General features: G+C 66.0%; 14 protein-coding genes. 11 read left to right on the forward strand and 3 right to left on the reverse strand.

Going from position 1 to position 12,795, the window contains the following annotated elements:
• Window positions 1-35 precede the first annotated feature (35 nt).
• The 4 genes from glmM to CU_RS01915 all read left to right on the forward strand — a co-directional run bounded on the left by glmM (window position 36) and on the right by CU_RS01915 (window position 3,344).
• Window positions 36-1,376 (forward strand): phosphoglucosamine mutase, encoded by a 1,341-nt coding sequence (glmM, locus tag CU_RS01900; RefSeq protein WP_012359631.1) that lies wholly within the window; start codon window positions 36-38, stop codon window positions 1,374-1,376.
• Window positions 1,377-1,588: 212 nt separating this feature from the next.
• The gene (locus CU_RS01905; protein WP_231837718.1) at window positions 1,589-1,903 is read left to right on the forward strand and encodes a hypothetical protein; all 315 of its coding nucleotides are present in this window, start codon (window positions 1,589-1,591) and stop codon (window positions 1,901-1,903) included.
• Complete coding sequence (locus CU_RS01910; protein WP_012359633.1) at window positions 1,900-3,006, forward strand: hypothetical protein; 1,107 nt, start codon at window positions 1,900-1,902, stop codon at window positions 3,004-3,006. The genes CU_RS01905 and CU_RS01910 overlap by 4 nt, the downstream gene beginning before the upstream one ends.
• The gene (locus CU_RS01915; protein WP_012359634.1) at window positions 3,000-3,344 is read left to right on the forward strand and encodes a hypothetical protein; all 345 of its coding nucleotides are present in this window, start codon (window positions 3,000-3,002) and stop codon (window positions 3,342-3,344) included. Before CU_RS01910 ends, CU_RS01915 begins: the two co-directional genes overlap by 7 nt.
• Window positions 3,345-3,374: 30 nt before the next feature.
• On the opposite strand, the gene CU_RS01920 is transcribed toward CU_RS01915, so the two are convergent.
• Window positions 3,375-4,055 (reverse strand): alpha-ketoglutarate-dependent dioxygenase AlkB family protein, encoded by a 681-nt coding sequence (locus CU_RS01920; protein ID WP_012359635.1) that lies wholly within the window; start codon window positions 4,053-4,055, stop codon window positions 3,375-3,377.
• A 139-nt stretch (window positions 4,056-4,194) separates the two neighbouring features.
• Window positions 4,195-4,989 (reverse strand): MerR family transcriptional regulator, encoded by a 795-nt coding sequence (locus tag CU_RS01925; protein ID WP_231837719.1) that lies wholly within the window; start codon window positions 4,987-4,989, stop codon window positions 4,195-4,197.
• Between the two features lie 189 nt (window positions 4,990-5,178).
• Here CU_RS01925 and CU_RS01930 point away from each other — a divergent pair, with 189 nt between their 5' ends.
• The 3 genes from CU_RS01930 to CU_RS01940 are packed head-to-tail and all read left to right on the forward strand — an operon-like array spanning window position 5,179 to window position 6,952.
• Window positions 5,179-5,499 carry a helix-turn-helix domain-containing protein gene (locus CU_RS01930; RefSeq protein WP_041628456.1) on the forward strand — a complete coding sequence of 107 codons (321 nt, stop codon included), beginning with the start codon at window positions 5,179-5,181 and terminating at the stop codon, window positions 5,497-5,499.
• Window positions 5,496-6,320, forward strand: coding sequence for an ImmA/IrrE family metallo-endopeptidase (locus CU_RS01935; protein WP_012359638.1), 825 nt, complete (start codon window positions 5,496-5,498; stop codon window positions 6,318-6,320). The genes CU_RS01930 and CU_RS01935 overlap by 4 nt, the downstream gene beginning before the upstream one ends.
• Window positions 6,321-6,337: 17 nt before the next feature.
• Window positions 6,338-6,952: a PIN domain-containing protein gene (locus CU_RS01940; RefSeq protein ID WP_012359639.1), complete on the forward strand. Its 615-nt coding sequence runs from the start codon at window positions 6,338-6,340 to the stop codon at window positions 6,950-6,952.
• Window positions 6,953-7,027: 75 nt separating this feature from the next.
• Here the strand turns inward: CU_RS01940 and CU_RS01945 are convergent, their stop codons facing one another.
• Window positions 7,028-7,984 carry a hypothetical protein gene (locus tag CU_RS01945; RefSeq protein ID WP_012359640.1) on the reverse strand — a complete coding sequence of 319 codons (957 nt, stop codon included), beginning with the start codon at window positions 7,982-7,984 and terminating at the stop codon, window positions 7,028-7,030.
• Between the two features lie 2 nt (window positions 7,985-7,986).
• Here CU_RS01945 and glmS point away from each other — a divergent pair, with 2 nt between their 5' ends.
• The 4 genes from glmS to tsaE all read left to right on the forward strand — a co-directional run bounded on the left by glmS (window position 7,987) and on the right by tsaE (window position 12,780).
• Window positions 7,987-9,849 carry a glutamine--fructose-6-phosphate transaminase (isomerizing) gene (gene glmS, locus CU_RS01950; protein WP_012359641.1) on the forward strand — a complete coding sequence of 621 codons (1,863 nt, stop codon included), beginning with the start codon at window positions 7,987-7,989 and terminating at the stop codon, window positions 9,847-9,849.
• A gap of 112 nt (window positions 9,850-9,961) precedes the next feature.
• Entirely contained in the window at window positions 9,962-10,891 is a 930-nt protein-coding gene (locus CU_RS10890; RefSeq protein ID WP_012359642.1) for an ADP-dependent NAD(P)H-hydrate dehydratase, read from the forward strand.
• 10 nt (window positions 10,892-10,901) lie between these two features.
• Window positions 10,902-12,164, forward strand: a complete 1,263-nt coding sequence (gene alr / locus CU_RS01955; RefSeq protein ID WP_231837720.1) for an alanine racemase — start codon at window positions 10,902-10,904, stop codon at window positions 12,162-12,164.
• The gene (gene tsaE / locus CU_RS01960) at window positions 12,151-12,780 is read left to right on the forward strand and encodes a tRNA (adenosine(37)-N6)-threonylcarbamoyltransferase complex ATPase subunit type 1 TsaE (RefSeq protein WP_012359644.1); all 630 of its coding nucleotides are present in this window, start codon (window positions 12,151-12,153) and stop codon (window positions 12,778-12,780) included. Before alr ends, tsaE begins: the two co-directional genes overlap by 14 nt.
• Window positions 12,781-12,795: the final 15 nt, after the last annotated feature.

A 12,795-nucleotide genomic window follows, 5' to 3' on the forward strand; every position in this document is an offset into this window, starting at 1 on the left:
GGTGGTGTCGCAGCCCTCTTGTAAGCTATTGAGCCATGGGAAGATTGTTCGGAACCGACGGTGTTCGTGGCCTTGCAAATGAGAAGCTGACTGCCCCGCTGGCTATGCGGCTGGGCGCGGCGGCGGCCCGGGTACTGACGGAAAAGAAGTCCACCGACCGCCGCCCGACCGCGATCATCGGCCGGGACCCGCGCGTGTCCGGGGAGATGCTGACTGCCGCCCTGTCCGCGGGCTTGGCTTCGCAGGGCGTGGACGTGCTGGACGTGGGCGTGCTGCCCACCCCGGCGGTTGCGTTCCTGACCGATGATTATGGCTCCGACATGGGGGTTATGGTCTCCGCGAGCCACAACCCCATGCCGGATAACGGCATCAAGTTCTTCGCCATCGGTGGGCGCAAGCTCGAGGACTGGATCGAGGACGAGATCGAGCAGGAGATGGGCAAGCTGCCGGAGGAAGGCCCCACCGGTGCGGCCATCGGCCGGGTTTTCGACCAGTCCCACAGCGCGCTGGACCGCTACCTGCACCACCTGCAGCAGGCGGTGCACACCCGCCTGGACGGCATCAAGGTCGTGGTGGACTGCGCCCACGGCGCGGCATACCAGGCCGCCCCGATGGCCTACGAGGCCGCGGGCGCGGAGGTCGTCGCCGTGTCGAATAAGCCGAATGGCTACAACATCAACGACGGTGTTGGTTCCACGCACATTGACCAGCTGCAGAAGGCTGTCGTCGAGCATGGTGCGGACCTGGGCCTGGCGCACGACGGCGACGCCGACCGCTGCCTCGCCGTGGACGCGCAGGGCAACGTCGTTGATGGGGACCAGATCATGGCCGTCCTCGCACTGTCGATGAAGGACGGCGGTGAGCTGAAGCGCAACACGCTGGTCGCGACGGTGATGTCCAACCTCGGGCTGAAGCTGGCGATGGAGCGCAACGGCATCACACTGCGGCAGACGCAGGTGGGCGACCGTTATGTGGTGGAGGACCTGCGCGCCGGGGATTACTCCCTGGGCGGCGAGCAGTCCGGCCACATCGTGATCCCGGAGCACGGCACGACCGGAGACGGACTGCTCACGGGGCTGTTCCTGATGGCCCGGATGGCGACGACGGGGAAGACGCTGGCGGAGCTGGCGTCCGCGATGCAGGTGTTGCCGCAGACGCTGATTAACGTGCCGGTGTCCAACAAGGCTGCGATCGCCGGTGACGCGCGGGTGAAGCAGGCCATCGCGAAGGCGGAGGAGGAGCTCGGCGAGACCGGCCGGGTGCTGCTGCGCCCGTCGGGCACCGAGGAGCTGTTCCGCGTGATGGTGGAGGCCGCGGATTCCGCGACGGCGCGCAAGATCGCCGGCCAGCTGGCGGCAGTCGTCGCCGAGGTGTAGCCGGGCGCGGGCCTGGGGCTCAGTCTGCGCGCATAGGCGTTGCATCCGGGCCTGGGGTTCGCGCCACGTGCCCACGAAGTCCCGCGGATTTCGGATTTTCGGGAACCTTTCGCCCCGTGGCGTTGTCTAATAGGGCGGAAGGTTTTTTGCTGCCCGGTGCCGGCCACGACCGGTAGGCGTTGGGCGCGATGCGCGAAGGGGGCGCGGGGGACGTGTCTGAGGGGTCGAAGTCGCTTGCGGTGGAGCCGCAGAAGCTGATCGAATACGCGGAGCTGCTGGGGCGCCACCAGCAGTCTTGGTCGCAACTTTTGGCAGGTCAGCGGCCAGACATCGCAGCCAGCGCGTTCGGGGAGGGCTTGAGCGCGCAGGGGCACCGCATCGAGCGTGTGCTCGCGCAGCTGCATGAGCTGCGGCAACGCCAGTCTGAGCAGGTCGCAGCGGAGGCGCGGGCAGCCGCCACACTGGCCCGGGACGCCGAGGACGCCGATCACAGCGCGGCGGGCGCCATCGCTGAGGTGCTCCGATGAAGCAACAGCAGCGCGTGGAGCGCGCCATCAAGCAGCTGGCCAGTTACGGCGTCCCGGTGGGGCCCGCGGAGTCCGCCGCCGGATTCACCCGCGGCCTGGACCCGGATGCCCTGCAGTCCGCCGCCCATCTTCTGTTCCGGACGCCACCGCCGGTACTCCAGGCGGACCCGAAGGATCTTGAGGGCTGCGGTGGTGTGCAGCTGGCCCAGGCGTGTGCCGCGCAGCAGCAGTATGACCAGGGTTTGGTGCATGTTGCGGAGTCCGGCCGGGGCGCCGCGGATCTCATCGGCAACCTCTGTGAGCACACGGCCGCGGAGGTGGAGCGGATCGTTTCCCGCTTTGAGGACCAGGTGGAGCAGTTCCGCATCGCGTTGCCGGAGTGCCCGCCGGAGCTGCTGAAGGCGATGGGGGATTCAGCCCAGCGCGCGGTGTGCGAGCAGCTGGAACGCCGCAACAAGGCGCTTGGCGAGGCGGCTGATCAGCTGGTCGCGGATTGCGAAGCGGCGGTGGCCGGCGGTGAAGGGGAGGTCCAGCTCAGCACCACCGATCCGGCGGTGCTGGAGGCGGTGAACGGACAGGACGTCGGCGGTGGCCACGGTGAGCAGCCAGAGCAGGGTGGCGAGGTTAGCTCGGAGGGGCAGGACGCCACGCCGGCTCTCGGCACGGACTCACCGGAACATGATGGTCGAGGGGGCGAGGCTGCGCTGGTCGCGGAGCCGCAGCCCCAGGAAGCGCCGGGCCCGGAGGGTGACGTGGCAGGTTCGGGCCAGGATGGTGCTGCGAACGACGATGCAGGCGGAACCACGACCTACGGTGGCGATGTGCAGTCGGGTGACGACGGGGCCGTCGTCGAACTGGAGACCTCCGGGGCGCTGCCGCAGGACGTCGAGCCTGCCGAGGTGGCGGCCTGGAGCCCGGATATCTGGCTGGCCGAGGGCGCGGGCACCGCCCAGGCAGAGCAGGCTTTCCATGCTTCCGGCGATGGGGCGATCGGTGGGGTGAATGCTGAGCCCGGAGGCTCACCCGCGGTGAAGCCCGCGACTACCGGGATCACCCTGGAACGGACCTATGAGGTGGGGATTGAAAGGAGCGGGCAGTGGTAGACCGCGATAAGTACGAGGCGATCATGGGGGAGTTCCTCGCCCGCATGGATGAGGCAGCGACGGCCTTCGAGCGTGAGATGTCCCAGCACCGGGATACCCTGGAGAAGCTTGTGGAACGCCAAGCCCAGGCGGGGCAGGATGGCAAGAGCGCTCACGGGGGCTTCGACGCCAGCACCGCCGGTGGCCGAGAGGCCGCGGACCGGGCAGCCGGCGCCACGGGCGTGGATAGTGACGAGCCCGCGAGCAACCGGGCGGGGGTCGGTCATCCCGGCCCGGGCCTGGCAGAGCGCGACATTAAGCGGGCCGGCTGGTGCGTGCCCTCGAACCTCTTCGACTAGGGGCACCAAGCGGGTTTTTCATAGAACCAGCTAGCGGTCATCCAACTGCCTGAAGGTGATGTTGATCCGGCCTTCCTTGAGCCCGCATCCGTCGGGCAGGGTCTCGGGCCTGGTCTGGGGGACGCCGTGGAAAGCCAGGCGCTTCGGTCCGCCGAAGACGATGACGTCGCCGCTGATCAGGGTCACTTCATCCCACGGTTGATTGCGAGTCTCGGTGCTCCCGATGCGGAACAGGGCCTCATCACCGATGGACAGCGAGACGACCGGTGCCAGCGAGTTCTCGTTGCGGTCCTGGTGCATGCCCATGGTCGCGCCGGGCGGGTAGTAGTTGACCAGCGCCATGTCGGGTCGGAAGGTGTCTGCCCAGGCGGACAACGGGGCGTCGTAGCGCGCGGCGCTGGCCAATGCCTGCCTAGCGATCTCCGCGAGGTTCTCCGGCACTTGGGGTACGCGATGCCCTGCGACGTGGGTGACGTAGCGGTACGTCGGTTCGGTCACCCACATGCGGCCCAGGTGCAGCATGAATACCTGCATGCGGCCGCTTTTCAGCTGCGGACGACTCATGCTCAACGGGGTGCCCGCCAGCTCACGGGCGATCTCGCGGAGCTGGGAGACGACCGCGGCCTGCTGCCCAAGCTCGAGCCAGCCCGGAAGATGCACGACGCCAGGGGTGATGCGGGCGTCGTCACGCGGGAGGTCGTCGAAAAGCATAGTGCCCCAAGTCTAGGACGCCTCGGCGCCGACTTGCCCTCGCTGGGAGGAAAGCGGCTGCAAGCGAGGGACGGTGACGCTCAAAGCGTGCCCCGGGGTTAACGCCACATGTTCTTTGTGGTGGCTTTCTATCTTTCGCTTATACCCATTCCGGGTTCTCGAGGTCTACGCCATGTGCAGCGGCGACATGCTCAATCGCGTTGGCGAGCCACTGCGCCAGGCCCTCCTGCTGGCGCTCGTAGTACTCCGTGAACCGCGGGTCGGTGATGTAGCCGCGGGAGATCAGGTAGTGCTTTGCATAGCTGACCGGGAAGAACTCGCTTAACACCTCGCGGTGTTCTGCAACCAGCTGGGCGGCCTCGTCGCTATCCGCGGCGACACCATTGGCCACCGCTGCGGCGAGACGGGCGTCCACAGCGTCGAACTTTTCCTTGTGAGCGGCCCAGTCCTGCGCGCCCCAGTTGCTGGTGCGCTGCTGGCTGATCTGCCAGTCGTCGGTACCTTCGTATCGTTCTTTGGCCTCGGCCTGGTGCTCCGCGAAGTTCGCGTTGCCGATGATGCGGCCGATCTCGTTGAGGTCTGGCTTGTTGTTTGTCATTTCCTTCTCCAATAGTTCGTCGATGGCGGTGAGCATGTCCGTGAGGTGAGCGCGCTGATCGATCAGGCTTTCACGCTGCCTGCGCAGGTGCTCGATAGCGGAGGATTCGCCGGCGAGCAGCTTCTTGATCTCAGCGAGCTTCATCCCAGTGACTCGGTAAATCAGGATGTGCTGGATTCGCTCCACATCCTCAGGGGTGTAGAGGCGGTAGTTAGACCAGCTTCTTTCGGTCGGTGTCACGAGGCCCTGGCTTTCCCAGTGGTGCAGAGTGCGCACTGTGACCTTCAGGGTCTCGGCTACCTCTCCGACGGTGTAGAGAGTGTCTTCTGTAGCCATGAACCTCATTGTGCTGTCTGACGCAGCGTCAGGGTCAAGCCCTTGGGCGAACTTGCCGTTAATTTATTGCCCCAGACTGCTGGTGATCGGAGCTACGGGTGTCTGGCTCGACCTATTGTCTTGTGGTCGGCGTTGCGATAGGCTTGAATCAAGAATCTAAAAGTGATTCACAGTTCGGGGGTGAGTGAAATGATTTCGGCAATTGAGAGCGCTCTTAGCTCTGCAGGCCTCTCGCAGCGTGACCTGGCCGCACGTACTGGACTTTCACAGTCAACGGTGCATCGCATACTCAAGGGGGAGCGGAACGTGAAGATGCCGGAGCTAATTCGCATCGCCGATGCAACTGGCTGCACCGTTGCGCAGCTCACGGGTGAAGGGGTTGCGAAACGTGTCGTGTGCGCAGCGCGCAGCACCAATGGCGCCAAGATGGACGTCATGCGCCAGAGGTTGCTCCACTTTATGGAGCTGGATGCCTACCTGGACGATCAAGCGATCGCGAAGGTCCTATGAACAGCTCGAACGAGACACAAGCGAAAAAGGCAGCCCAAGAATTTCGCACTGCCCATGGGCTGGGTGTGCAACCACTCGGAGACCTGGTCGGGATCGTCGAACGATTCACGGGGTACGACGTCGCGGTTGTTGAGGCGGAAGCAGACGAACACGGGCTGACCATGTTTGATCCGGCGCGTGAGCACATCCTCATAGGTGTGGCCCGCACGCGTCATCCGATGCGGCAGCGCAGCACTCTTGCGCACGAACTGGGGCACGTAATCTTCAAGGATTACCTTGAAGATCCGCAGATCCGTGCAAGTAATTGGGGCTCCCGCCGCCCAGCTGAGGAGGTCCGCGCAGATGCCTTCGCCCGGCACCTGTTGATCCCTCAAGAGGGCCTCAAGGCGTGGTTGGGGGTTGAGGAGCCTATCTCGGAGGTGACGCTTTCGCGGGTTGTGCAGCGTTACCTCGTGTCGCCAGCGATCGCTGCTATTGCGCTCCGGGACACGGGTTATATCAATTCTGATTTAACGGAAAAGTGGCAGCAGATCTCCACCGGTACGCTGGCGACGAAATACGGTTGGCGTGACTATTATCTTGGCCTCCAGGAGGAGGCAGACCGAATCCGAGCGCCGCAGAAACTTTTAGCTCGCGCCACCAGGGGGTATATCGAAGGCGTGGTGAGCGCCCAATCAATTGCCACGCTGCGCGGTATCCCTGAGGCGGAGCTACTTGCTGAGTTTGCCGAAGCAGGAATTGCGCCGAAGCCGCAGCCCGAGGATGAATTTGAGATTCAGCACTTGCCACCAGTGAACGTGGATCTCAGTGATTTGGAATAGGAGGGGGAGGGGGCCCGATGAAACATCGGCCAATCATGGATGCCGGGCCGGGCATTAACTTCTTCTCCACCAATAAAGAGCGTTTACTATTCGCGACGCTGGGCCCACTCGCGGTTCCTGAAGTGGTGAGAGAAGAAATCACACGTAAGGCGACTCAAGATCCCAGGTTTTCGGCTGCGAATAGGGTGATGGCCAAGCTCCCCGATCGGTTGCTGCAGACGCTTTCCGATGACGTAACCCCCGAGCTCAGCGTGGTGGTTAGTCGACTGACGGGGCTGCCACTGACAGAGCGTAAACGTCATAGCCGTGACCTGGGGGAGCTCATGGTCATCGCGCATGCCGTCGTCGCTGCTGAACAGGGGAACGACGTTATCGTCCTGATCGATGACGGAGGGGGACGCCGGATAGCGAATCAGGAGGCGCGCCGCCTCCAAAGACTACGGGCGAACGGATCCTCGGTCGGCAGTCTGGCGCTCATAAGTACGGTGACGGTTCTGAAAAATGCCGTTGGAAAAGAAGAGCTGCCGGACCGTTCTTCATTGCGGAAGTTGTACGCTCGGCTGCGCAGCCTTGACGATGGCTTAAAGCCGCTGGAGGAGACAGGGCTATTAGAACTGGACGTGTGGGGATAAGAGTCCAGTGGAACTTACTCCACCGCTCCAGCATCATCGGGAAACCGAAACGCTCCCGCCCCGCCCAGCAACCAGCTAGCCCAGCCGGATGTTGCTCAGCGCTTCCTCAACGTCGATGTTCTCCGGCAGCTCGCGGTACAGCTCCAGCTGATCCTTCACGCTCGTGTCCTTCAGCTCCGCGCGAGGGTCGCGGAAAGCCTCGTACTTCCGGGACTCATCCGCCAGCACGAAACCAGTCATCAGGCCACGCACCGTCTCCTGCGCGGCGAACTCCGGCAGCCCAGAGCCCATCACTAGGCGGCGGCCGTAATTCTCGTGGAAACCAGCCTGCGAAGCCTTATCCATCCGGCGGTACACAACCTCGCCCTGCCAGTTCGCGGCAAGGCGCTCCGGGTTACCGGACGGGGCGGCGTGAATACCACCAGGGGAGAGCACAAGGCCCGGGGCGTCCACGTGCTGCGCGGCATCGTACGGGCTCGGGTTCGCATCAGCCGGGTACACAGCCATCACACCAGCCAGGGTCGGCTTGTCCCCATAAGAATCAAAGCTGTCCTTGACGTACTCGCGGGCCGTTGCTGCCAGCACCGCTGCCGCCGCGCCCATGCCGTGACCAGCCAGGTACAGCTTCGACGGGTGCACCGTCACGTGGCCCTGACCCAGCTTCACGCCAGCCAGGATCTGCAGGGAGGTCTCCAGGTCGGAGGCGAAGCCACGGTGGTTCGGCAGCACGCCGCGCTCCGTATCGGGAGCGGCCACGGCGAAACCCCAGCTCGCAAGGTGCCGCAACGTCGCGTGGTAAGCCTTTACGCCCACCCGCCAGTCGTGCCCGAAGGCGATGCCCGGGATGCCCTTGCCCTCGGCAGGGGTGTACACGCGGCCCGGGATGCCAGCGAAATTCAGATCGCCGGTGAGCACCCGGTGCGGGCCACGCTTGCCGAGCCTTGGAACGAGGTTTTTCAAACTATCAGCCACGCAACTCACACTAGTAGAAAGTGCTTCCGCATGGGCCAAGCAGGCGTGTATCGTTTCCATTTATGTGCGCAATCGTTGGATACGTAGGAAAGAACCAAGCCCTGGAAATCGGGCTCGATGCACTGCAGAGGATGGAGTACCGCGGATACGATTCCGCCGGTATCGCCGTCAATAACGCAGAGGGTATCCGCGTAGAAAAAGCCGAGGGCAAGCTCAGCAACCTCGTCGAACGCATCGACATCATTGGGCGTGACACCCTGACCGGCAACACCTGCCTGGGGCACACCCGTTGGGCAACCCACGGCCGCCCGAACGACGTCAACGCGCACCCGCACCTCTCCTTCGACGGCAAGGCCGCCATCGTCCACAACGGCATCATCGAGAACTTCGCCGCCCTGCGCGACGAGCTCGAGGCCCGCGGCATCGAGCTGGTCTCCGATACGGACTCCGAGGTCGCTGCCCACCTGCTCGCCATCGAGTACAACGAGGGTGAGCACGCCGGGGACGTCGAGGCCTCCGCACTCGCCGTCCTGCGCCGCCTGGAAGGTGCGTTCACCGTCCTGTTCACCCATGCCGACGCACCGGGGCTCATCGTCGCCGGTCGCCGCAACACCCCGCTGATCGTCGGGGTCGGGGAGGACGGCATGTTCCTGGGGTCGGACGTCGCCGCTTTCATCGCCCACACCAAGAACGCCGTCGAGCTCGGCCAGGACAGCGCCGTCGCGATCACCGCCGATAACTACGAGATCATGGACTTCGACGGCGCCCCGGCCGAGGGCAGCCCGTTCACCATCGACTGGGACCAGGAGGCCGCCGAGAAGGACGGCTTCGACTCCTTCATGATGAAGGAAATCCACGAACAGCCCGCCGCCGTCCGCGACACCCTGGCCGGCCGCTTCGTCGACGGCAAGGTTGTCCTCGACGAGCAGCGCCTTTCCGACGACGATCTGCGCAACATCCAGAAGGTCTACGTCGTCGCCTGTGGTTCCGCCTACCACTCCGGGCTGCTGGCGAAGTACGCCATCGAGCACTGGGCCCGCATCCCGGTGGAGATCGAGGTGGCTTCCGAGTTCCGCTACCGCGACCCGGTGCTGAACCAGCAGACCCTCGTCGTCGCTGTCTCCCAGTCCGGCGAGACCGCCGACACCCTGGAGGCCGTGCGCCACGCCAAGACCCAGGGCGCGCGTGTACTGGCGGTGTGTAACACCAACGGCTCCCAGATCCCGCGCGAATCCGATGCGGTGCTCTACACCCATGCCGGCCCGGAGATCGGCGTGGCCTCCACCAAGGCATTCCTCGCCCAGGTGGCGGCGAACTACGTGGTTGGTCTGGCGCTCGCCCAGGCGCGCGGCACGATGTACCCCGACGAGATCGGCGATATCTACGCAACCCTCGCCGAGCTGCCCACCAAGATCGAAAAGACCCTGGCGCTCGCCGAGCCGATCGAGCAGCTCGCCGAGGAGCTCGGGCCCGTGAAGACGATGCTCTTCCTGGGCCGCCACGTCGGCTTCCCGGTCGCTCTCGAGGGCGCATTGAAGCTCAAGGAGCTGGCCTATATCCACGCCGAGGGCTTCGCCGCCGGTGAGCTCAAGCACGGCCCGATCGCCCTGATTGAGGACGACCTTCCGGTGGTTGTCGTCGTCCCGTCCCCGACGGGCCGCCCGGTGCTGCACTCCAAGATTGTGTCCAATATCCAGGAGATCCGCGCCCGCGGTGCGAAGACGATCGTCATCGCGGAGGAGGGCGACGAGGCGGTGCGCCCGTACGCCAACTGGCTGCTGGAGATCCCGGCGACGGGCACGCTGATGCAGCCGCTGCTGTCCACCGTCCCGCTGCAGTTCCTGGCCGCGGACATCGCCCGCCAGTGCGGTAACGAGGACATCGACAAGCCGCGCAACCTGGCCAAGTCCGTCACCGTGGAGTAGTCCTCGGGGCACCCGGGCTACTCCGCCGACACCTCACCCACCATCACGTTTCACCATCTCACCCGGAACGTTTCCATCACCACACAGGAGCTTCGCCCCATGCCGAATTTTTTTGGACGACACCCCGCCCGGCGAGCTGCTAGCCGCACGCGACTGCCTGGTCGCAGCCGGGGAGGTCTGGCCCTCCCCGCAACCACGGGAGGATAAATACGCCGGTGTGGTGGGCATTTTCGCAGGCTCCGATACGTTCCCGGGGGCCGCGCTGCTGGCACTCAAAGCGGCGGTGAAGTCCACCTCGCCGATGGTGCGCTACGCAGGCCCCGTGGACCCACGCCTGATCGCCCTGGCCCTGCCCGAGGTGGTCAGCGCCCCACGCCCGGAGAAAGCCGGGAGGGTGCAGGCCTGGGTCGCAGGCCCCGGGATCGACGAGGACGCACCGGAAGCACTGAACATCTTGGACTGGCTGGTGCGCCAGCCCGAACCCCTGCTGTTGGACGCCTCGGCGCTGCAGCTGGTGGCGAAGAATACGCAGCTGCTGCGCGGAATCATCAACCGCCACACCACGGGCCGGGCGACCGTGCTGACCCCACATGCTGGGGAGTTCGCCGCTCTCGCACGGGCGCTGGGCAACGAGGAGCAGGCTGAGGCCGCGGCCGTCGACCAGGATTTTGATCGCCGCCGCACCGCGTGCGCCTGGCTTGCCCGGCAGACCAAGTCGGTGGTGCTGCTCAAGGGGCGGCACACGATCGTCTCTGATGGAGACGTCGCCTGGGGCGTGGACGCAGGCCACTCCTGGTCCGCCACCCCGGGCTCCGGGGATGTGCTCGCAGGCATCGCCGGGGCCGTGATTGCGGCGGCCGAAAAGGCCCCGCTGCTGCACTGCATCCTCGGCGCGGTGGCGGTGCACGCGGTGGCGGCACTTCACGCTGCGGAGACCCCGGAGGGCTTCGCCCCGATTTCGGCATCCGACATCGTGGAGAGCATCCACGCTGTGGTCGCGGTCGCGCTCCGGCATGCGCATGAAGAAGCCGACGGCGACTAGCCTTAAGGCCATGACCCACACCCCGAAGGATAAAACGGGTCGCGGCGAGCTCATCCAGCTCGTCGTCGACCTGGGAGCACTGGCCAACAACACCCGCTTCTTCGCGGACTTCGTCGCACCCGCCCAACTCATGGCGGTCGTGAAAGCCGATGGCTATAACCACGGTGCGCTGCGTATCGCGCAGACCGCGCTGGACCACGGTGCGGCAGTGGTGGGGGTGGCCACCGTCCCGGAGGCTCTGCTGTTGCGCGAGCGGGGCCCGGTGAAGGACGGCGAGCCGGCTACCATCTTCGCCTGGATGTGGGAACCAGCCATGGACCTCACCCCGGCCTTCGACGCCGAGCTGACCCTGGGCGTGCCCTCCCTGGCACACGCCCGCAGCCTCATCGACCAAGCCCGTTCCCGGCAGGCTAAGCCACGTCCGGTGGTGGGCGTGATGTCCGATACCGGCATGTCCCGCTCCGGGATCAGCCCGGCTGAATGGCAGGAGACCATCGCGCTGCTCGCCGCCGCAGAGCAGGAAGGCCTCATCGCGGTGGACGGGGTGTTCACGCACCTGGCGTCCGCGGACGAGGACGCACAGCGCGCCGTGACGGACCGGCAGCACCAGCGATTCCAGCAAGCCATCGCCGACTGCCGCGCCGCCGGCATGGCCGTGCCCCGCAACCACATCGCCAACACCCCGGCAACGCTGACTCGCCCGGACATGCACCACGAGCTCGTGCGCCCAGGCCTCGGCGTCTACGGCGTGGACCCGGTGGCAGGCGGAACCCCCACCGGGGCGGCGGAAAACGCCGTACCGGGACTACCGGACGTCCTGCCCCTCCAGCGGACGATGAGCATGCGCGCGAAGGTCATCACCACCCGTGTGGTTCCGAAGGGCGAATCCGTCAGCTACGGCGGTATCTGGACCGCCCCGGAGGACACCCGCACCGCCGTCGTCGCCGCAGGCTACGCGGACGGGGTGCCGCGGTCGGCGTCCGGAAAGATGCAGGTCAGCATCAACGGGGAGAGCTACCAGCAGGTCGGGAGGATCTGCATGGACCAGTTCGTCGTCGCCCTGGGACCGGCCGAGAGCGCTGCCGCGGAGGCCGTGCAGCCGGGCGACTGGGCCGTGATCTTCGGCGACCCGGCGGCAGGGGAACCCAGCGTGGAGGACCTCGCCGCGGCCGCCGGCACCATCCCCTACGAGGTCGTCACGATGCCGCGCGGGCCACGCGTCCAGCGGGTCGTCGTGGACGTGGAAGGGCAGGAACACGTTGTCGAACGCTAAGGCTGGCAACGGGATGGACCTGGGCGAGGCGCAGGGGCACGCGCACGCCCGCACCCCGGAAGACATGCGTGCCATCGGCCGCGAGCTGGGGCAGCAGCTAGCCGCGGGCACCGTCGTGATCCTCACCGGACCGCTCGGGGCGGGCAAAACCACCATCACGCAGGGCATCGCCGACGGGCTGGCGGTCAAGGGGCGCGTGCAGTCGCCGACCTTCACCATCGTGCGCACCCACAAGCCCGGGGCGCGCGGCATCCGGCTGCTGCACATGGACGCTTACCGCCTGCTCGGCGAGGGGGTGGCTGAGTCCATCGCGCCGGGCGAGCAGCTCTCCCGCGACGACGTCCTGGACACGCTCGAATCCCTGGACATCGACGCCGACCTGGATGACGCGGTGCTCGTCGCCGAGTGGGGGCGCGGGGTCGTGGAGGAGCTCGCGGACCGGGTCCTGGACGTGGAGATCACGCGCGCCGTGGGGGCTGAGGTGAGTGATGGCAGCGACGCCGCGGCGGTGGACGTTCTAGGAGATGGTGGCCTCGCGGATAGCGGTGAGGTCATCGACATGACCGACGGCGACGAGGACGACCCGCGCGAGGTCCACTGGCGCTGGTCCGAGTAGCTGGGCTCGGCTGGC

Origin of the sequence: Corynebacterium urealyticum DSM 7109 (genome assembly GCF_000069945.1) — a bacterium.
GTDB lineage: Bacteria > Actinomycetota > Actinomycetes > Mycobacteriales > Mycobacteriaceae > Corynebacterium > Corynebacterium urealyticum.

Bases quoted from the DNA above. Each gene is read 5' to 3' on its own strand.
- glmM (WP_012359631.1), top strand. From the start codon at position 36: ATGGGAAGATTGTTCGGAACCGACGGTGTTCGTGGCCTTGCAAATGAG.
- CU_RS01910 (WP_012359633.1), top strand. From the start codon at position 1,900: ATGAAGCAACAGCAGCGCGTGGAGCGCGCCATCAAGCAGCTGGCCAGT.
- CU_RS01920 (WP_012359635.1), bottom strand. From the start codon at position 4,055: ATGCTTTTCGACGACCTCCCGCGTGACGACGCCCGCATCACCCCTGGC.
- CU_RS01925 (WP_231837719.1), bottom strand. From the start codon at position 4,989: ATGGCTACAGAAGACACTCTCTACACCGTCGGAGAGGTAGCCGAGACC.
- CU_RS01930 (WP_041628456.1), top strand. From the start codon at position 5,179: ATGATTTCGGCAATTGAGAGCGCTCTTAGCTCTGCAGGCCTCTCGCAG.
- CU_RS01935 (WP_012359638.1), top strand. From the start codon at position 5,496: ATGAACAGCTCGAACGAGACACAAGCGAAAAAGGCAGCCCAAGAATTT.
- CU_RS01940 (WP_012359639.1), top strand. From the start codon at position 6,338: ATGAAACATCGGCCAATCATGGATGCCGGGCCGGGCATTAACTTCTTC.
- CU_RS01945 (WP_012359640.1), bottom strand. From the start codon at position 7,984: ATGGAAACGATACACGCCTGCTTGGCCCATGCGGAAGCACTTTCTACT.
- glmS (WP_012359641.1), top strand. From the start codon at position 7,987: ATGTGCGCAATCGTTGGATACGTAGGAAAGAACCAAGCCCTGGAAATC.
- alr (WP_231837720.1), top strand. From the start codon at position 10,902: ATGACCCACACCCCGAAGGATAAAACGGGTCGCGGCGAGCTCATCCAG.